The organism is Pseudonocardia lutea, assembly GCF_042658055.1.
Taxonomy (GTDB): Bacteria; Actinomycetota; Actinomycetes; order Mycobacteriales; family Pseudonocardiaceae; genus Pseudonocardia; species Pseudonocardia lutea.
The window spans coordinates 1-18,104 of record NZ_JBHSQK010000086.1 but is presented as its reverse complement, the minus strand read 5'-3'; the positions used below and the strand labels follow the sequence as shown (position 1 = coordinate 18,104).

Here is an 18,104-nt window from a genome sequence, read left to right as displayed (position 1 = left end):
CCCCCACGCCACGGTCAGCACGGACCCGCCGAGCAGCACGGCGGTGGCGCCGAGCACCGCGACCGCGCGACGGCGGCGGGCCGGGCCCCGCGCCCAGCGGGACCGGCCGTCGCGCGTGCCGGATGCGGGCCGCGGGCCGGTCCCCTCGCGCGGCGCGGGCACCGGCACGTCACGAGGAACTCCGGGCGCCGGCCCGGCCGACGGCTCGCGCAACCACGGCAACGTCTCCACGACGCGCGGGTCCCGGGCGGCGTGCGCGGCGGCCCGGCGCAACCGGCGCATCGCGGCCCGGTGCGCGGTCGAGCAGTACTTCCGCTGGGGGCGGCCGGCGACGGGCTCGATCGACGCGCCGCACCCGGGCAGGGCACAGACCACATCGGACCGCTCGTGACCTGCGACGTCCCCCACCACCCGGCACCTCCGGCTCCCGCGTGGCCGATCACCACAGGGTCGGGATGCTACGGCGCCGCCACCGCGCCACCGTCCTCATCGGAACGGGTCCGCTCACGGCCGGTCAGGGACCGCCCGCCGGGCTGCTCCGTTCCGCACGCCACCGACACCCGGTCGCCCCGAGTCGATCACGGTCGGCGACGCGGGGCCGCGGCCCGAACGTCCCGGACACACGGCACCGCCCGACCCGGTGAAAACCGGGCCGGGCGGTGTGAGCCTCGCGCGAAGGAGGGGGATCAGTAGGTCGGCTTGTCCGGCTCGACCTGCTTGACCCAGGCCAGCACCCCGCCGCCGACGTGCACGGCGTCGGCGAAACCCGCCTTGTGCAGCACGGCCAGGGCCTCCGCGGAGCGGGCGCCCGACTTGCAGTGCAGGACGATCGGCTTGTCCTGCGGCAGCTCGGACAGCGCCTCGCCCGACAGGATCCGGCCCTTCGGGACGAGCGTCGCGCCGGGGATGTTCACGATGTCCCACTCGTTCTGCTCGCGGACGTCGATGAGCGCGAAGTCCTTGCCCGCGTCCATCATCTCCTTGAGCTCGAGCGCGGTGATCGTGTTGCCCGCGGCGGCCTGCTGCGCGTCCTCGGACACGGTCCCGCAGAACGCCTCGTAGTCGATCAGCTCGGTGATCTTCGGCGTGTCGGGGTCCTTGCGGATCCTGACCTGGCGGTAGGTCATCTCGAGCGCGTCGTAGATGACCAGCCGGCCGAGGATCGGCTCACCGATCCCGGTGATCAGCTTGATCGCCTCGTTGACCATGATGGAGCCGATCGACGCGCACAGCACGCCCAGCACGCCACCCTCGGCGCAGGAGGGGACCATGCCGGGGGGCGGCGGCTCGGGGTAGAGGTCCCGGTAGTTCAGGCCCAGCCCGTTCGGCGCGTCCTCCCAGAACACCGAGGCCTGGCCCTCGAAGCGGAAGATCGAGCCCCAGACGTAGGGCTTGCCCGCGAGCACGGCCGCGTCGTTCACCAGGTAACGGGTGGCGAAGTTGTCCGTGCCGTCGAGGATCAGGTCGTAGTCCGCGAAGATGTCCAGCACGTTGGACGAGTCGAGCCGCGTCTGGTGCAGGCGCACCTCGACGTACGGGTTGACCTCCTTGACGGAGTCCCGCGCGGACTCGGCCTTCGGCCGCCCGACGTCGGACTGACCGTGGATGATCTGGCGCTGCAGGTTCGAGGAGTCGACCTCGTCGAACTCCACGATGCCCAGCGTGCCGACCCCGGCCGCGGCCAGGTACAGCAGCGCGGGCGACCCGAGCCCACCGGCGCCCACGACCAGCACCTTCGCGTTCTTCAACCGCTTCTGGCCGTCCATCCCGACGTCCGGGATGATCAGGTGGCGGCTGTACCGCTCCACCTCGTCCTTGGTCAGTTCGGCGGCCGGCTCCACGAGCGGCGGTAGCGCCATGTCCACAACTCCCTGCGCGTCTTCAGCGGTCCCTTGCGGCAACACCTTCGTCGCCGGACATGTTCCCATCCGCGAGCGAGTCCCAGAACGCGGCGACCGCGGCGGCGACCCGGTCCGGGGTCTCGATCTGCGCGATGTGCCCCACGCCCTCGAGCATGACCAGCCGTCCGTCCGGGAACGTGCGGGCGGTCCGTACGGCCAGCCGGGGGTGGACCAGGCGGTCCCGGTCGCCCCAGACGACCAGCGTCGGCACCGGCACGCGGGCGGCGGCGCGCCAGAGGCCGGGGCCCATCCAGCTGCGGAACATCCCGAACGCCGACCGGTCGATCGCCTGCCCCGCCCACGGCTGCCGGCCCCGGGCCGCGATCTCCTGCGCGGTCTCGTCCAGCCGCAGGTCCGTGGCCCGGGCGGGATCGCCGAAGCACAGCCGCATCGTCGCCTCGGCGCGCGCCCGCGGGGTCATGGCGGCCAGCTGCGCGCGGGCCCGGCTGCCCAGCCCGGGGATCCAGGCCAGGGCCATCCGCGGGTCGGACATCCGCCGGGGATCGGGCCGCCGGTCCGGCATCGCCGGCGAGACCAGGGTCAGCGTGCGCACCAGCTCCGGGCGCCGGGCCGCGACGAGCATCGCGACGACGCCGCCCAGCGAGTTCCCGAGCAGGTGCACCGGCCTGCCGCGGCCCGCCAGCCAGCACAGCAGCGCGTCCGCGTGCGCCGCGGGCGTGTAGTCGCAGGACGGCACGGGCTCGGTGTAGCCGAACCCCGGCAGGTCCACGGCGGTACCCGTGACCCGCGGCGCCAGCAGGCCGGCGATGTCGGTCCAGTTCGTGGCCGAGCCGGAGAGCCCGTGCACGTAGACGGCGTCGGGCCCCTCCCCGGGGGTCTCCCGCACGTGCAGCGTCACGCCGCCGGCCGTGACGTGCCGGCCCGGCCAGGCCGGCTGGCGCGCCGGCAGCGGCGGCAGCGCGGCGAGGTCGCCGGGGTCCCCCGTCGGCACGCGCACGGAGCCCCGGGCGAACCTCGGGTGAACGAGCGGCAGCGAGAGGGAGACCACCTCCCGAGGATGGCAAGAACGGCGCGCTCGCGGCCACTCCCGGACGGCGGTCGGCCCCGTCCGCCCGCCGTCGCGGCTGGTCAGTGCCGCCGCGACGAGTCCCACCACGGACCCCGGATCGCGCGGCCCATACCCCCCGTTGGTATGTTCGGCCGTGCCGGGCGGCAGGTCGGCGGAAGGAAGAGGACATGCTCACGGCGGTACGTCTCGGGGCCTACGTCGGGGTGCTCGGCGTGGTCTTCGGCGCCGCGTGGGGTGCCGGCGCGCTGAGCCGGCCCACCCTCGCCCCCCCTGCGCCCGCCGCGGTGGAGGCCCCGGCGGGGGTCCACGCCGGGATGGACCTCCACGCCGGGACGGACCCGGGCGCGCACAGCACCGGGGCCGAGGTCGACCGCCCCGGCACGGACGGGCTCACCGCCACCGCCGGCGGCTACACGCTGGTCCCGGCCACGACCGCGGTCGCCGCCGACCGGGCCACCGACCTCGCCTTCGCCGTCACCGGGCCCGACGGCGCGGCCGTCACCTCCTTCGCCCCGCGGGCGGACGGCTCGGAACTGCGCCTGCTCGTGGTCCGCCGGGACGGGGCCGGCCTGCAGGTCGCCCATCCCGAGCGGGCGGCGGACGGCACCTGGCGTGCTCCCCTGCGCCTGCCCACCCCCGGCACCTGGCGGATCCTCGCCGAGTTCACCCCCGCCGGCGGCACGCCCCTCGTGCTGGGCACGGACGTGTTCGCGCCCGGCGAGCACGTGCCGCTCGAGTTCCCGCCGGCGCGCGCCGCCCAGGTCGGCGGCTACCAGGTCCGCCTCGACGGCGACCTGCGCGCGGGCGCAGAGTCCGCGATCTTCGCGACGGTGAGCCTCGACGGGCGGGCCGTCACCGACCTCGAACCGGAGCGCGGCACGTTCGGGGACATCGTCGCGCTGCGCGCCGGCGACCTGGCGTACACGCCCGTCACCGCGCAGACGCGCGCGGAGCCGCAGGACCGGTCCGGCCCCGGCATCGCCTTCACCACCACCGTGCCGACGGAGGGCACCTACCGCCTCTTCCTCCGGTTCCGGCACGCGGGCGAGATCCACACGGTGGACTTCACCGTCCCGACCACCGGCGCCGCCACCACGACCGGAGGTGTCCGATGAGCGCCCCGACCACCCCCGAGGCCGGCTCCGGGCTGCGCATCGAGCTCGCGATCGGCGGCATGACCTGCGCGTCCTGCGCCAACCGGGTCGAGCGCAAGCTCAACAAGCTGGCCGGGGTCACGGCCTCGGTGAACTACGCGACCGAGAAGGCCACGGTCACCTACGCCGAGGACGTCACCCCCGAGGAGCTGGTCGCGACCGTCGAGGCCGCCGGGTACACCGCCGAGCTCCCCGCCCCGCCGGCCGCCGAGGCCGAGCGCGAGGACCCCGCCGCACGGCACGCCCGGGACCTGCGGGACCGGCTGATCGTCAGCGCGGTGCTGGCCGTCCCCGTGATCGTGCTCGCGATGGTGCCGGGCCTGCAGTTCACCTACTGGCAGTGGATCTCCCTGACGCTGGCCGCACCCGTCGTCGCCTGGGGGGCGCTGCCCTTCCACCGGGCGACCTGGACCAACCTGCGGCACGGCGCCGCGACCATGGACACGCTCGTCTCGCTGGGCACCCTCGCCGCGCTGGCCTGGTCGCTGTACGCGCTGCTGTGGGGCGGGGCGGGCGTGCCGGGCATGCGGCACCCCTTCGAGCTCACCGTCACCCGCGGCGGCGGCGCGGACGCGATCTACCTGGAGGTCGCCGCCGGGGTCACCGTGTTCATCCTGGCCGGCCGGTACTTCGAGGCGCGCTCCAAGCGCACCGCCGGGGCCGCGCTGCGCGCCCTGCTCGAGCTCGGCGCGCGCGAGGTGTCGGTGCTCCGCGCCGGTTCCGAGGTCCGCGTCCCGGTCGAGCAGCTGACGGTCGGCGACCGGTTCGTGGTCCGGCCCGGCGAGAAGGTGGCCACGGACGGCGAGGTCGAGGAGGGGACCTCGGCCGTCGACGTCTCGATGATCACCGGCGAGTCCGTGCCGGCCGAGGTCTCCCCCGGCTCCGCGGTGGTCGGCGGGTGCGTGAACTCCGGCGGGCGGCTGGTCGTGCGGGCCACCCGGGTCGGCGGGGACACCCAGCTCGCACGGATGGCGGCGCTCGTCGAGGAGGCGCAGAACGGCAAGGCCGCGGTGCAGCGGCTGGCCGACCGGATCGCCGGGGTGTTCGTGCCGGTCGTGATCGCGCTGGCCGTCGGCACGCTCGGATTCTGGCTCGGCAGCGGCGCCGGCGCGGCCCCCGCGTTCACCGCCGCCGTCGCCGTGCTGATCATCGCGTGCCCGTGCGCGCTGGGCCTCGCCACGCCCACCGCACTGCTGGTCGGGACCGGCCGCGGCGCCCAGCTCGGCGTGCTCCTCAAGGGCCCCGAGGTGCTCGAGTCCACCCGCCGGGTCGACACGGTCGTCCTGGACAAGACCGGCACGCTGACCAGCGGGCGGATGCGCCTGCTCGAGGTGCACGCCGCCGCCCGGGAGTCCGGGGACCAGGTGCTGCGGCTGGCCGCGGCGGTCGAGGACGGCTCCGAGCACCCGGTCGCGCGGGCGGTCGCGGCGGCGGGGCGGGAGCGGTTCGGCGCCCTGCCCGGCGTGTCGGACTTCGAGAACCGGCCCGGGCTCGGCGTGCAGGGCGTGGTCGCCGAGCTCGCGCAGCTCCCCGGCCTGCCGGAGCCGGTCCGTGCCCTCACCGGCGCCGCCCCGGTCACCCCGGCGGGCGGCACCGGCCGGGTCGTGGCGCACGCCGTCGTGGTCGGACGGCCCGCGCTGCTCGCCGAGTACGGCATCGCGCTGACCGAGGAGCTGACCGAGGCGCGCGAGCGGGCGGAGGCGGCCGGCCGGACCGCGGTGTGCGTGGGCTGGGACGGCCGGGCCCGCGGCGTGCTCGTCGTGGCCGACACGCTGCGGCCGACCAGCGCCGAGGCCGTCCGGCGGCTGCGCGACCTCGGGCTCGCCCCGATCCTGCTCACCGGCGACAACGAGGCCGCGGCCCGTGCCGTCGCCGCGGAGGCGGGCATCGACCCGGCGGACGTGCTCGCCGACGTGCTGCCCGAGGACAAGGTCGCGGCGGTGCGCCGGCTGCAGGCCGAGGGCCGCACGGTCGCGATGGTCGGCGACGGCGTGAACGACGCCGCCGCCCTCGCCACCGCCGACCTGGGGCTGGCCCTGGGCACCGGGACCGACGTGGCGATCGAGGCGAGCGACCTCACGCTGGTGCGCGGCGACCTGCTCGCCGCGGTCGACGCGATCCGGCTGGCCCGGCGCACGCTGGGCACCATCCGCGGCAACCTGTTCTGGGCGTTCGCGTACAACGTCGCGGCCCTGCCGCTGGCCGCGCTGGGCCTGCTGAACCCGATGATCGCGGGCGCGGCGATGGCCTGCAGCTCGGTGTTCGTGGTCGCGAACAGCCTGCGGCTGCGCGGTTTCCGCAGCGTCGTCCCCGGGCACGCCGCCTCCGAAGTCGCCGACCGGCGGTGAGGGCGTACACGCCGTCGCCCGTTCCATGCCACGTTCGTGGCTACCCGCGGGTAAGGTGACCCGGCACGACAGCGGTACCGAAGGGGAGCACGATGAGCGAGGCGGCAACGGCGACGTCCGGCCCGACCCGGATGCCCGCGCGCGGCACCCGGCTCTCGCGGAGCGCCCGGCGGGCCCAGCTCCTGGTGGCCGCGCGGGACGTGTTCGCCGCGCAGGGCTACCACGCCGCGGCGATGGACGACATCGCCGAGAAGGCCGGGGTCAGCAAACCGGTCCTCTACCAGCACTTCCCGGGCAAGCTCGAGCTGTACCGGGCGCTGCTCACGACCTACGCCGACGAGCTGGTCAACCGGGTGCGCGAGGCGATCGACCACACCCAGGAGAACCGCGAGCGGGTCCACGCGGCGGTCGCGGCGTACTTCGACTTCGTGGCGGGTGAGGGGCATGCCTACCGGCTGGTGTTCGAGTCGGACCTGCGCGGCGAGCCCGAGGCCGCGGCGCTGGTCGACGGCGCCCTGACCAGCTGCATCGACGCCGTCGCGGCGGTGGTGACCGAGGACGCGGGCCTCGACGGCGAGCGCGCCCGGCTGCTGGCCGTCGGTCTCGTCGGGCTGAGTCAGGTCACCGCGCAGTACTGGCTGGACTCCGAGCAGACGATCCCGCGGGACGAGGCGGTCGCGCTGATGTCCGCGCTGGCGTGGAAGGGACTGGCGGGCTTCCCGCTGGTCCACGAGCAGAACGCCCAGTAGGCCCGGTCGGGGCCGGCCGCCCGGGAGCCCGGGGCGGCCGGGTGGCCGCGGCGCCGGCGGGGGCACGCCGGCACCGCGACGATCAGGGGGTCACGCCGCGCGCGTCCCTGCCGCCGTGCGGGACAGGGCGGCGATCCGCCCGGCCACGCCCGCGACGCGCTCGACGGGCAGCATGTGCCCGGCGTCGGGGAACACGGTGAGCTGGGCCGCGGGCAGGCCCTCGCGGATGCGGCGGGCGTAGCGGGGCGGGGTGAGCCGGTCCCGCGTGCCGACCATGACGTGGACCGGCACCTCCGAGTACAGCGCGAGGGCGGCGTCGCGCTCGTGCGCCTCGAGGGTGGGCCGGAAGCCGGAGACCGTCAACGGCCGGCACTCGGACACCGACGCGGTGGTGATCCGCAGCGCCTGCCGGCCGGCGTCGGGCCCGAGCAACAGCCAGCGCATCGCCGGGGAGAGCAGCCTCGGGTGCCGGCTCAGCGCCCGCCGGGTGGACCAGCCCTTCGAGGCGTACAGCTTCTTCTCCGCCGCGCGCACCAGCTCGAACGCCGGCGACGGCAGCCCGAAGGTCTGCCCGCCGAGCCCGCCGCTCGCCGTGGCGACCAGCGCGAGGCCCGCCACCCGCTCCCGCACCAGGTCGGGATGCCGGTCGGCGAGGGCCATCGTGGTCATCCCGCCCATCGAGTGCCCGGCGAGCACCAGCGGGCCCCGCGGCGCGACCTGCCCGATCAGCGCGGCCAGGTCGTCCGCCAGCTGGTCGAGGGTCATCGTCGCCGGGTCGACGGCGCCCGAGCGGCCGTGGCCGCGGTGGTCGTAGCGGACCACGCGGACGTCGCCGACCGCGAGCGACTCCGCGACCGGCGCCCAGCAGCGCTCGTCGAGGGTCCAGCCGTGCGCGAGCACCACCGTCACCGGGGCGTCGGGCCGGCCGGACTCCACGACGTGCAGCGGGGTACCGTCCGCGGCCTCCACGGTCGTCATACGAGGTGCGCCTTCTTCCACAGCAGCTCGGTCGGGCCGCCGATCAGGCCCTGGTCCCGCAGGAACTCCACGCACTTACCCGCCGACCAGCGCAGCGACTCCCGCCAGTGCGGGTTGGCCAGCGCGGCCGTGCGGCCGACCTCCGGGTCGATGCCGACGGACGCGTACACCTGCGGGTGGACCAGGTTCCGCGCGACGACGAACGCGATGCGGGCCAGCAGGTAGCGGCCGAGCTCGCGCTGCGCCCGGGTGGTCCTCGGCATGATCCGCTGCAGCTCCTCGCGGGCGTAGCGGACGTGCCTGGCCTCCTCGGTCACGTGGATCCTGTTGACCATGCGGGTCAGCGGCTGCACCGTCTCGTCGCGCATCGACTCGCGCTGGAAGCGGTCGAGGATCTCCTCGACGAACAGGGTGCCGCCGAACATCGCCGGGCCGTGGCCGACGGTCTTGAACAGGCGGCCGAGGTTGTGGGTGAGGCCCGACGGCGCGTAGTCCGGCACGCCGTAGCGCTCGGTCATCTTCGCGAACATGATCGAGTGCCGGCACTCGTCGGCGATCTCGGTGAGCGCGTACTGGATGTGCGCGCGGCGCGGGTCGCGGTCGTAGGCGTAGCGCAGCAGCATCTGCATCAGGATGATCTCGAACCACAGCCCGATGCGGGCGACGCTGCACACCTCGTGGATCGTCAGCGTGCGGCGCTGCTCCTCGCTCAGCCCCTCCCACAGCCCGGTGCCGTAGAGGCTGCACCGGTGCGGCGGGATCCCCCACAGGCCGTCGACGAGCGGGGCCTCCCAGTCGATGTCCAGGTGCGGCTCATAGGACTTCTCGACCGACGACTTCAGCAGCCGCTCGGCCGTGGCCTCGCGGTCCTGCACGGGCCTGCGCACGGCCGGGGCGGTCATGACGCGCTCCTCTCGGGGGTGCGGGCGGTGGTCACGGCGGGCACGGTCCGGCCGGTCAAGCGGCGGACCAGACCGGCGGCGACCGGCGACGAGTCGAAGCGTCCGGCCGCGGCCTGCTGCCGCACGCGCCGCACGACGCCGCGGCCCAGCAGGCCGGGGGCGTGCCGGGCGACCCACAGCTCCGCCTGGCCTGCGAGGGTGCCGGCGGTGTCGCGCGGGGGCCGGGGCGCGGCGAGCGCGCCGACGACCGTGCCCACGATGTCCTCGACCTCCTCGCGGCGCACCTGGCCCTCCAGCGAGAGCCCGACCTCCCGTCCCGCCTCGTGGATCGGGGTGCGCACGTAGCCGGGGTACACGGTCGTGACGTGCAGGCCCGTGCCGTCGACGGCGGTGCCGTACTCCAGGCGCAGGGCGTCCGCGTAGGCGGACATCCCGCGCTTGGCGACGCTGTAGGCGGACAGGAACGGCAGGGTGACGTAGGCGAGCTCGCTGGCCACGAACACCACCCGCCCCTTGCCCGGCCCGTCGAGCAGCGCGGGCAACGCCGCGCTGGTGACCCGCCAGGCGCCGAGCAGGTTCGTGTCGAGGACCCTCAGCGCGTCGGGCTCGAGGGGGCCGCCGGCGTCGTTCGGGATGCCGATGCCCGCGTAGTGGACGACGGCGTCGAGCCCGCCGAGGATCCGGACCGCCTCCGCCACGGTCCGCTCCACGGCCTGCGGGTCGGTGATGTCGCAGCCGAGGACGCCGTCCCCCGCCGCACGATCGAGACCGACCACCCGCGCGCCCTGCTCGCGCAGCCGCGCGACCGTGGGGGCGCCGAACCCGCCCGCGGCCCCGGTGACCAGCACCCGTGTCCCCGCCGGGACCGTGCCCCGGGTCCTCCTGAGCGACACCCGCCCGCTCCTCTCCGTCGAGACGCTTGCTGTTACCGGCGGTAACTGTTACCACTGGTAACGTGCCGCAGAACGACGGACCTGTCAAGAGGAACGCCCGCGACCGCCGCGCCGAACGCCGCGCGGCGATGGTGGAGGCGGCCATGGCGGCCGTCCGGGAGCACGGCGCCGCCGTGTCCGTGGCCGAGATGGCGGCGAGCGCCGGGATCACCAAGCCCGTGCTGTACCGGTACTTCGACGACCGCGCCGACCTGCAGCGGGCCGTCGGCCTGCGCGCGGCCGAGTGGCTGATGGAACGGATGGCACCGGCGCTGGCCGCGGACACCGGCCCGCAGAACCAGATCGCCGCGGTCATCGACGCGTTCCTCGCCGGGATCGAGGAGGAGCCCGAGCTCTGGCGGTTCGTGGTGCACAACCCGGCCGAGCGCCAGCCCGGCACCGAGATCATCGAGGACGTCCGCGAGCAGATCGCGCGGCTGCTGGCCCAGCTCATCGGGGCGAGGCTGCGCACGGCCGGGCGCGACTCCGGGGCGGCGGAGGCCTGGGCGCACGGGCTGGTCGGCATGGTGCAGAGCGCCGGCGACTGGTGGCTCGAGCGCCGGACGATGAGCCGCGAGGACCTGACCCGCTATCTCACCGCGCTGATCTGGGACGGCGCCGCCGGCATCCTCGGCGACGCGCCCGGTGAGCCGCGCGAGGCCGTCGCCCCCGTGCTGCACATGGTTCCGCAGGAGGCCGGCGATGGCGCCTGAGCAGGTGCTCACCCCCGAGACGCACGACCCGCAGGAGCACGACGACGAGGGCTACACCGGACCGGCGACGCTGACCCTCGACGGCACCTCGGTCGAGGCCCGGGTCCGGCTCCTCGCGCGCACCGAGCCGCACGACGGCCGGGTGCACTGGTTCGGCCGCGTCGACCGGAACGCCGAGCTCTCGGCGCTGCTGGGCGGCAAGGCCGCGGACGTGCGCGTCGTCACGCCCTCCGGGCAGGCGCAGGGCCGGATCGGCGACGTCGACCTCTGGGAGCGCTACCGGCTCACCGGCGTCGGCACCCCGCCCTTCCCGCTCGACGAGCCGCCCGCCCCCGACCCGGACTGACCGCGCGCACCGGCGCGAACCGGGCCGAAAGGCACGAACGGCACCCCTGCGCCGGAGCGCGGGGTGCCGTTCGGACGGGTGCGTACGGCGTCAGGCGCCGAAGCCGACCCGGGTCGCCGAGGACGGCGCGATCTCGACGTAGGAGATCCGGGCGGAGGGGACCACGTACTTGCGCCCCTTGTCGTCGACGAGCGTGAGCGTGCCGTCGCCGGACTTGAGCGCCTCGCCGACGAGCTTCTCGACCTCGTCCGACGTCTGGTCGCTGGACACCACGAGCTCCCGCGGGCTCTCCGCGATGCCGATCTTGACCTCCACCGGGGACCTCCAGGTGACGTACGGGTGGATGAACCTTGTCGTGCCTACCCGGCGGGGGCCCGACTCACGCGGGGACCTCACCGGCGCGGCCCAGGCTAGTCGAGCGGCGGGCACCGCCTCGGCCGAGTCCGCCAGGGGCGAACGGCGGTCAGGAGAGCCCGAGGGCCGACATCCGCCTGCCGTGGTTGGTCTGCAGCCGTTTGATCAGCGCGCCGATGCCCGCGATGTCGCCGGACCCGCGCACGATGAAGTCCGCCAGCTCGTCCCGCTCGGCCACGATGTGCTGGGCCTGGGTCACCGCCTCGCCGAGCAGCCGCCGGCCCCACAGCGCCAGCCGGTCCCGGACCTGCCGGTTCGCCGCGCAGGCCGCGTGCACCTCGCGCTCGGCGAAGGCGCTGTGCCCGGTGTCCGCGAGCACCGTGCGGACCAGCTCGGAGGTCGACCCGTCGACCCAGCCGGCGACCTCGCGGTAGAAGTCCGCGGCCAGCCCGTCGCCCACGTAGGCCTTGACCAGCGACTCCAGCCAGGTCCGCGGGCGGGTGGTGGCGTGGTAGGTGTCGACCCCCGCGACGAACGGCGCCATGGCTTCCTCGACGGCCACGCCGAGCCCGCGCAGGTGGTCCTCGAGCAGCCGGAAGTGGCCCATCTCGGCGGCGGCCATCGCCGACAACGCGGCGCGCCCGGTCAGCGTGGGCGCGGTACGGGCGTCCTCGGCGAGCCGGTCGAAGGCGGACAGCTCGCCGTAGGCCAGCGCGCCCAGGAGGTCGATGACCGCCACGCGCGAGGCGCCGTCGAGACGCGTCCGAGCAGGGCCGTCACCGGCGGTGCCACCGGTTCCGACCGTGCTGCCCGTGTCGTCCGCGGCGTCGGTCGTCATGGTCGTCGAGCCTAGCCGTCCGGACGGGCCTTCCGCCCGTCGGCGGTGCACATCACCCCGGCGTGACGGCGCCGACGCTGACCGCGGCGCCGTGCCCGGGGTATGATGCACGTGCGCGCAGCAGATCGACCCGCGTCCACACGCGGTCGATGCGCAGCGCGGACCGACTGCGACACCCGCCGGGTAACGGGTCGGCGCCACCGGGCGCCCGACTCACCGGCGCGCAACGACCTGGTGCGTACAGCGCCTCGACGGCTCTCCCCTGCGGCTCCCCGAGCGCAGGGTCGACGAGCCGGTGCAGGGCTCCTGTACGCGGAGAGAGGCGATTTCACTGTCCGTCCAGAACGAGACCCCCGAGAGCACCGAACCGAACCCCGCGCCGGCGGCGGCCGAGACGGTCGACGCCGACGCCACCGAGCAGGCGCACCCGCTGCAGGCGGGCGCCCCGGTCAAGCCCGAGGCCCCCACCTTCGCCGAGCTGGGCGTCCGCCCCGAGATCGTGCGGGCGCTCGCCGAGGCCGGCATCGAGCGCACCTTCGCCATCCAGGAGCTCACCCTCCCGCTGGCGCTCGCCGGTGAGGACGTGATCGGCCAGGCCCGCACCGGCATGGGCAAGACGCTGGGCTTCGGCGTCCCCCTGCTGCAGCGCGTCACGCCCCCGTCCGAGCAGCCCGCCGCCACCGCCGAGGGCGAGGCCGCCGACCGGGAGAAGGACGTCCCGCAGGCCCTCGTCGTCGTCCCGACCCGCGAGCTGTGCGTCCAGGTCGCCCAGGACCTGGCCGACGCGGGCAAGCACCTCGGCATCCGGGTGACCGCCATCTACGGCGGGCGGGCCTACGAGCCGCAGCTCGCCGCCCTCCGCAAGGGCGTCGACGTCGTGGTGGGCACCCCGGGCCGGCTGCTCGACCTCGCCGAGCAGCGCCATCTCGTGCTCGGCCGGGTCAAGGCCCTGGTCCTCGACGAGGCCGACGAGATGCTCGACCTGGGCTTCCTGCCCGACGTCGAGCGGATCATGCGGATGCTGCCCGACGAGCGGCACACGATGCTCTTCTCGGCCACCATGCCGGGCCCGATCATCCAGCTCTCGCGCACCTTCCTCACCCGTCCCACGCACATCCGCGCGGAGGAGGCGGACCAGGGCTCGGTCCACGAGCGCACGAAGCAGTTCGTCTACCGCGCGCACGCGATGGACAAGGTCGAGCTGGTCACCCGGGTGCTGCAGGCCCGCGACCGCGGCCTCACCATGATCTTCGCCCGGACCAAGCGCACCGTGCAGCGCGTCGCCGACGACCTGGCCGAGCGCGGGTTCGCCGCCGCGGCCGTGCACGGCGACCTGGGTCAGGGCGCCCGGGAGCAGGCACTGCGCGCGTTCCGCTCCGGCAAGGTCGACGTGCTCGTCGCCACGGACGTCGCGGCCCGCGGCATCGACGTCACCGACGTCACGCACGTCATCAACTACCAGTGCCCCGAGGACACCAAGACCTACGTCCACCGGATCGGCCGCACCGGCCGCGCCGGCAAGGAGGGCGTGGCGGTCACCCTCGTCGACTGGGACGAGATCCCGCGCTGGAAGCTCGTCTCCGAGGAGCTGGGCCTGGGGATCGACGAGCCGGTCGAGACCTACTCCACGTCGGACCACCTGTACACCGACCTCGACGTCCCCACGGACGTGAGCGGCCGGCTCCCGCTGAGCAAGCGCACCCGCGCGGGGCTCGACGCGGAGTACGTCGACACCGAGGGCGACCAGGGCGGCCGCAAGCGCAAGGTCCGCGAGGAGCGGTCGAAGCCGCGGCGCGAGCGCCAGCGCACCCGGCGCCGCAACGGCGTGCCGGTCGCGGGTCCCGCCGGGGCCCGTCCGGCCGGCGAGGACACCGAGCCCGCCGACTCGCCCGCCGAGGTCGGCGAGGCGGCCGGCTCGGGCACGGAGGGCGAGGGGCAGGCCACGCCGCGCCGCCGCCGCCGTCGCGGGGGCCGGCGCCGTACCGGTGGCGAGGGCGGCACCGCCACGGCCACCGAGGCCGGCGCCGGGCGCGCCGAGCCGGACGCCGCGGCCAGCTGAACCGCCGGTAGGTTCGGCCGGGTGCTGCGCACCCGACGAGACGTTCCGGTACGCCGCCGTCGCGGGGATCTCGCGGCGGCGGCGTTCCTCGTTCTGGTGCTGGTCGTGGTCGCCGTCGTCTACGGCACGCACAGCCCGGCCGCCAAGACCGAGTCCGTCCCGGCCGCCACCCCCGGTACCGCCCCCGCGGCGGCCACCGCCGTGCCCGCCGGGTTCGCCGGAGCCTGGCGCGCCCCGAGCGCGGCCGCGCCGGTGCCCGTCGTCGCCGGACCGGGCGTCGTGACGGCCGACGGCAGCACGGTCGTCGGGCGGGAGGCCACCACCGGGGCGGAGCGCTGGCGGTACTCCCGCGACCGCCCGCTGTGCACCGTCGCCGAGGGCTTCGGCCGGGCGCTCGCCCTCTACGGGAGCGGCGACGGCGAGTGGTGCAGCGAGCTCACCGCGCTCGACGCCGACCTCGGCACCCGCGGCCCGGCCGCGAACCTCGACGTCCGGCCCGGCGCGCGGCTGCTCGCCTCCGGCAGCGTCGTGTCCGCCAACAGCCGGGACTATCTCGAGACCCTGCGGTCGGACCTGGTGACGACCGCGCAGTACGGCGCCGTCGTCGCGCCCGCCCAGCCCGGCCGACAGCCCCGGCCGGGCTGCAGCTACACGTCGCTGGCCCTGGGCGGCGGGCGGCTCGGCGTGATCGAGAACTGCGCCGCCGACACCGGGGACCGGCTCACCGTGCTGCGCCCGGACGGCTCCGGGGACGCCGACACCCCGAACGTCGAGTTCTCCACCCAGCTCTCCGCCCGCGGCGTGCAGCTGCTGGCCGTGTCCGTCGATCGGGAGGCGGTGCTGCTGCCCGGGCCGCCGGAGCTGCAGATCCTCGACCGCAGCGGCAACCAGGTGGGGCTGATCGGGCTGGACGTGCCGGAGTCGGAGATCGCCCCGCCGGCCGACGGCATCGGCGCCACCGCGACCGACACCGCCCGCACCTACTGGTGGAGCGGCTCGCGCACGATCGCGCTGGACCGGACCGGCCTCGCGCCCGTCTGGACGCTGCGCGGCACCCTCGGCCCCGGCACCGCCTACGCGGGCAGCTGGCTGGTCCCCGTCGCGGCGGGGATCGCCGTCGTCGATCCGCTGCGCGGCGCCGTCGAGCGGACGATCCCGGTGGACCGCGGCGGGTACACCGGGAAGGTCCTGCTCGCCACGCAGGGCGGGATGCTCTACGAGCAGCGCGGGAGCGAGCTCGTGGCGCTGCGTCCCGGGTAGCCGCGGCCCGTCAGAACTCCTCGTACGTCTCGGGGTCCTGGTCCCAGATCCGGCCGCGCTCGAGCCCGGACAGGGCCGCCACCTCGTCGTCGGTGAGCTCGAAGCCGAACAGGTCGATGTTGGTGCGCTGCCGCTCCGGGTCCGCGGACTTCGGGATCGGCACCGCGCCGAGCTGCACGTGCCAGCGCAGGACCGCCTGCGCGGGGGTGACGCCGTGGGCCTCGGCGACGCGCACGACGGCCGGCTCGGCCAGCAGCTCGCCCCGCCCCAGCGGGCTCCAGCTCTCGGTGACGATCCCCAGCTCGGCGTGCACCTCGCGCAGCGCCGCCTGCGGGAAGTAGGGGTGCATCTCGACCTGGTTCAGCGCCGGCACCACCCCGGTCTCGTCGACCAGCCGGCGCAGGTGGGCCTCGGTGAAGTTCGAGACGCCGATCGAGCGGACGAGCCCCTCCTCGCGCAGCCGGATCATCGCCCTCCAGCTGTCCACGTACTTGTCCAGGCGCGGCAGCGGCCAGTGGACGAGGTAGAGGTCGACGTGGTCCAGGCCGAGGTTCGCCAGGGACTCCTGGAAGCCCTTCAGCGTCTCGTCGTAGCCGTGGTGGCGGCCGGCGAGCTTGGTCGCGACGAGGATCTCCTCGCGCGGCAGGTCGTACTCGCGGACGGCGCGCCCGACCCCCTGCTCGTTCCCGTACCGCAGCGCGGTGTCGAGGAGCCGGTAGCCGGCGTCGAGGGCGGAGATCGTGGTGGTCCGGGAGTCGTCGCCGGCGTGCGGGTAGGTGCCGAAGCCGACGGCCGGGATCGCGCGACCGTCGGCCATCGCGAGCGAGGGGATCGTCATGGGTACGACAGTATGTCAGGACAAAGTTCGTCGCGAGACCCTGCGCGTCGTCAAGACTGACGATGCCTGCACGGTGGGCGAAACGGAGTAGTCCGAAGGCCCGATGAGGGCAACGTGACCACCTCGTTCCCGCACTCCCCCGCCAGCTCCGGCCGCCACGCCGCCGGCGCCACCGCCCGTCCGACCGCCTCGACGGGTGCCTGGGTCACCGGCCGGCACGCCCGGTCGACCGCCCCGGCGCGGCGCGCCGCCACCACTGCCCCGAACGCCGCCGCTGGCACCACTGCCACCGCAGCCACCGCTGCCGCTGCTCCCGCAGCCACCGCTGCCGCAGCTCCGGCTGCCCCGGCCGGCACCACGACCACCGCTGCTCCCGCTGCTCCCGCTGCCCCCGCTGCCCCCGCTGCCCCCGCTGCCACGGCTGCCACGGCTGCCACGGCTGCCACGGCTGCCACGGCGGCCACGGCTGCCACGGCTGGCAGCGCTGCCCCCGCCCGGCCCGGCACGTCGGCCCACCACGCGGACACGCCGCTCCTTGCAGCCGCCCGCGCCGCGGTCCCTGCGCCCCGCGTGGAGACGGCTGGGGCCGCACCTCGGCCGACGGGCCCGGCGCCCGGCGCGGCGACGACCGGGCCAGCGCTCGCCCCGCTCACCGTCCCGGCGCCCGGCGCCGGGATTCCTGGGCCCGCCCCCCGACTCACCGTCCCGGCGAGCGGCGTGGAGATGCCGCACCCCGCGCTCGCGCGGCCCGGCGCGCCACCGCGCTCGCGTACGCCGTACCCGGCCCGGCCCGCGGTGCCGGCGCCGCACCCCAGCGGCCGGTACCCCGTGCCGGCGCAGGCACGGCAGTCCCTCGCCCCGGGCACCCCGCCGATGCCGACGCCTTCTTCCGAGCAGCCGAGGACGCCGTTCGTCCCGGCACCGATGTCGGCCCCGGTACCCGCGTCCTCGCCGGTTCCGCGCACCGGCATGCCCGCGTTCATGCCGTCGATGCCCGCGATGCCCGTTCCGGCGCCCGTCGCGGCCCCCGCTCGGAAGGCCCGCAACGGCCTCGGCCTCGCCGCCGTGATCCTCGGCCCGATCGCGATCCTGTTCGGGCTGATCCCGCTCACCGGGATCGTCGCGGTCGGCGTCGGGATCGTGGGGCTGGCCCTCGGGCTCGCCGGGGTCGGCCGGCTCCGCAGGCGCCGCGCGACCAACAAGATCGGCACCACGCTCGGTGTGGTGCTGTCCGCGATCGGCCTCGCGCTGGGGATCTACGGCCTCGTGGTGATGTTCCAGGCAACGAACCAGCTGGTCGAGGACCTGAACAGCATCCCCGCCCCGCCCTCGATCTCGGCCCCCGCCAACTGAGCCATCGCCCCTGCGCCACACCGGGCCACAGGTGGTCACGCACGACGGCCCGGTGACCCGATGCGCCCCGCGCGGCCCCTCCCGCGCGGGGCGCTCGCGTGTCGGCGTCGCGCACCCGCCCCGCCGCTCCGCACAACGGGACGCTGCACACCCCCAGGCGCGGCACCTCCGACGGGCTGCCGCACATCCGTCGGGCCGCCGCACACCCCCCGGGTCGCCGCACACCCGTCGGCCGCGGCACCTTCGACGGGCTGCCGCACATCCGTCGGGCCGCCGCACACCTGGCGGGCCGCCGCACACCCGCCAGGCCGCACATCCGCCGGGCTGCCGCGCATCCATCGGGCCGCCG

16 protein-coding genes and 1 pseudogene are annotated in these 18,104 nt (G+C 75.6%); 8 read left to right on the top strand and 9 right to left on the bottom strand.

Annotation, left to right across the window (positions count from 1 at the left end; genetic code table 11):
• The 3 genes and pseudogenes from ACFQH9_RS26680 to ACFQH9_RS26670 form a co-directional block, all read right to left on the bottom strand.
• Nucleotides 1-408 (bottom strand): annotated as a pseudogene (locus tag ACFQH9_RS26680) (hypothetical protein); the annotation flags it as partial.
• Between the two features lie 278 nt (nucleotides 409-686).
• On the bottom strand, nucleotides 687-1,859 hold the full coding sequence (gene moeZ / locus ACFQH9_RS26675) for an adenylyltransferase/sulfurtransferase MoeZ (protein WP_379570199.1): 1,173 nt from the start codon (nucleotides 1,857-1,859) through the stop codon (nucleotides 687-689).
• Nucleotides 1,860-1,881: 22 nt separating this feature from the next.
• Nucleotides 1,882-2,910 carry an alpha/beta fold hydrolase gene (locus tag ACFQH9_RS26670; protein WP_379570197.1) on the bottom strand — a complete coding sequence of 343 codons (1,029 nt, stop codon included), beginning with the start codon at nucleotides 2,908-2,910 and terminating at the stop codon, nucleotides 1,882-1,884.
• 188 nt (nucleotides 2,911-3,098) lie between these two features.
• On the opposite strand from ACFQH9_RS26670, the gene ACFQH9_RS26665 reads away from it, so the two are divergent.
• From ACFQH9_RS26665 to ACFQH9_RS26655, 3 genes are all read left to right on the top strand, one after another.
• The gene (locus ACFQH9_RS26665) at nucleotides 3,099-4,046 is read left to right on the top strand and encodes a hypothetical protein (RefSeq protein WP_379570195.1); all 948 of its coding nucleotides are present in this window, start codon (nucleotides 3,099-3,101) and stop codon (nucleotides 4,044-4,046) included.
• A complete protein-coding gene (locus ACFQH9_RS26660) occupies nucleotides 4,043-6,433 on the top strand; it encodes a heavy metal translocating P-type ATPase (RefSeq protein WP_379570193.1) in 2,391 nt (796 codons plus the stop codon). The genes ACFQH9_RS26665 and ACFQH9_RS26660 overlap by 4 nt, the downstream gene beginning before the upstream one ends.
• Nucleotides 6,434-6,525: 92 nt before the next feature.
• Nucleotides 6,526-7,182: a TetR/AcrR family transcriptional regulator gene (locus ACFQH9_RS26655; protein WP_379570191.1), complete on the top strand. Its 657-nt coding sequence runs from the start codon at nucleotides 6,526-6,528 to the stop codon at nucleotides 7,180-7,182.
• A 90-nt stretch (nucleotides 7,183-7,272) separates the two neighbouring features.
• On the opposite strand, the gene ACFQH9_RS26650 is transcribed toward ACFQH9_RS26655, so the two are convergent.
• From ACFQH9_RS26650 to ACFQH9_RS26640, 3 genes are read right to left on the bottom strand one after another with little or no spacing between them, the layout of a single operon-like run.
• On the bottom strand, nucleotides 7,273-8,160 hold the full coding sequence (locus ACFQH9_RS26650; protein ID WP_379570189.1) for an alpha/beta fold hydrolase: 888 nt from the start codon (nucleotides 8,158-8,160) through the stop codon (nucleotides 7,273-7,275).
• Entirely contained in the window at nucleotides 8,157-9,062 is a 906-nt protein-coding gene (locus ACFQH9_RS26645) for an AurF N-oxygenase family protein (protein ID WP_379570187.1), read from the bottom strand. Before ACFQH9_RS26645 ends, ACFQH9_RS26650 begins: the two co-directional genes overlap by 4 nt.
• Nucleotides 9,059-9,955, bottom strand: coding sequence for an SDR family NAD(P)-dependent oxidoreductase (locus ACFQH9_RS26640; RefSeq protein ID WP_379570185.1), 897 nt, complete (start codon nucleotides 9,953-9,955; stop codon nucleotides 9,059-9,061). The genes ACFQH9_RS26645 and ACFQH9_RS26640 overlap by 4 nt, the downstream gene beginning before the upstream one ends.
• A gap of 62 nt (nucleotides 9,956-10,017) precedes the next feature.
• On the opposite strand from ACFQH9_RS26640, the gene ACFQH9_RS26635 reads away from it, so the two are divergent.
• Complete coding sequence (locus tag ACFQH9_RS26635; RefSeq protein WP_379570183.1) at nucleotides 10,018-10,707, top strand: TetR family transcriptional regulator; 690 nt, start codon at nucleotides 10,018-10,020, stop codon at nucleotides 10,705-10,707.
• Nucleotides 10,697-11,053 (top strand): DUF4873 domain-containing protein, encoded by a 357-nt coding sequence (locus tag ACFQH9_RS26630; RefSeq protein WP_379570181.1) that lies wholly within the window; start codon nucleotides 10,697-10,699, stop codon nucleotides 11,051-11,053. Before ACFQH9_RS26635 ends, ACFQH9_RS26630 begins: the two co-directional genes overlap by 11 nt.
• Before the next feature lie 90 nt (nucleotides 11,054-11,143).
• Here ACFQH9_RS26630 and ACFQH9_RS26625 read toward each other — a convergent pair whose 3' ends face one another.
• Both ACFQH9_RS26625 and ACFQH9_RS26620 read right to left on the bottom strand, forming a co-directional pair.
• On the bottom strand, nucleotides 11,144-11,368 hold the full coding sequence (locus ACFQH9_RS26625; RefSeq protein ID WP_345380907.1) for a DUF3107 domain-containing protein: 225 nt from the start codon (nucleotides 11,366-11,368) through the stop codon (nucleotides 11,144-11,146).
• A 148-nt stretch (nucleotides 11,369-11,516) separates the two neighbouring features.
• Complete coding sequence (locus ACFQH9_RS26620; RefSeq protein WP_379570179.1) at nucleotides 11,517-12,245, bottom strand: ferritin-like fold-containing protein; 729 nt, start codon at nucleotides 12,243-12,245, stop codon at nucleotides 11,517-11,519.
• Nucleotides 12,246-12,540: 295 nt separating this feature from the next.
• Here ACFQH9_RS26620 and ACFQH9_RS26615 point away from each other — a divergent pair, with 295 nt between their 5' ends.
• Together ACFQH9_RS26615 and ACFQH9_RS26610 are read left to right on the top strand one after the other, a co-directional pair.
• Entirely contained in the window at nucleotides 12,541-14,304 is a 1,764-nt protein-coding gene (locus ACFQH9_RS26615; RefSeq protein WP_379570177.1) for a DEAD/DEAH box helicase, read from the top strand.
• A gap of 21 nt (nucleotides 14,305-14,325) precedes the next feature.
• Nucleotides 14,326-15,564, top strand: a complete 1,239-nt coding sequence (locus tag ACFQH9_RS26610; RefSeq protein ID WP_379570175.1) for an Rv3212 family protein — start codon at nucleotides 14,326-14,328, stop codon at nucleotides 15,562-15,564.
• A gap of 10 nt (nucleotides 15,565-15,574) precedes the next feature.
• Here the strand turns inward: ACFQH9_RS26610 and ACFQH9_RS26605 are convergent, their stop codons facing one another.
• Nucleotides 15,575-16,402 carry an aldo/keto reductase gene (locus tag ACFQH9_RS26605; RefSeq protein ID WP_379570173.1) on the bottom strand — a complete coding sequence of 276 codons (828 nt, stop codon included), beginning with the start codon at nucleotides 16,400-16,402 and terminating at the stop codon, nucleotides 15,575-15,577.
• A gap of 999 nt (nucleotides 16,403-17,401) precedes the next feature.
• On the opposite strand from ACFQH9_RS26605, the gene ACFQH9_RS26600 reads away from it, so the two are divergent.
• Nucleotides 17,402-17,755, top strand: a complete 354-nt coding sequence (locus ACFQH9_RS26600; protein WP_379570171.1) for a DUF4190 domain-containing protein — start codon at nucleotides 17,402-17,404, stop codon at nucleotides 17,753-17,755.
• Nucleotides 17,756-18,104 lie beyond the last annotated feature (349 nt).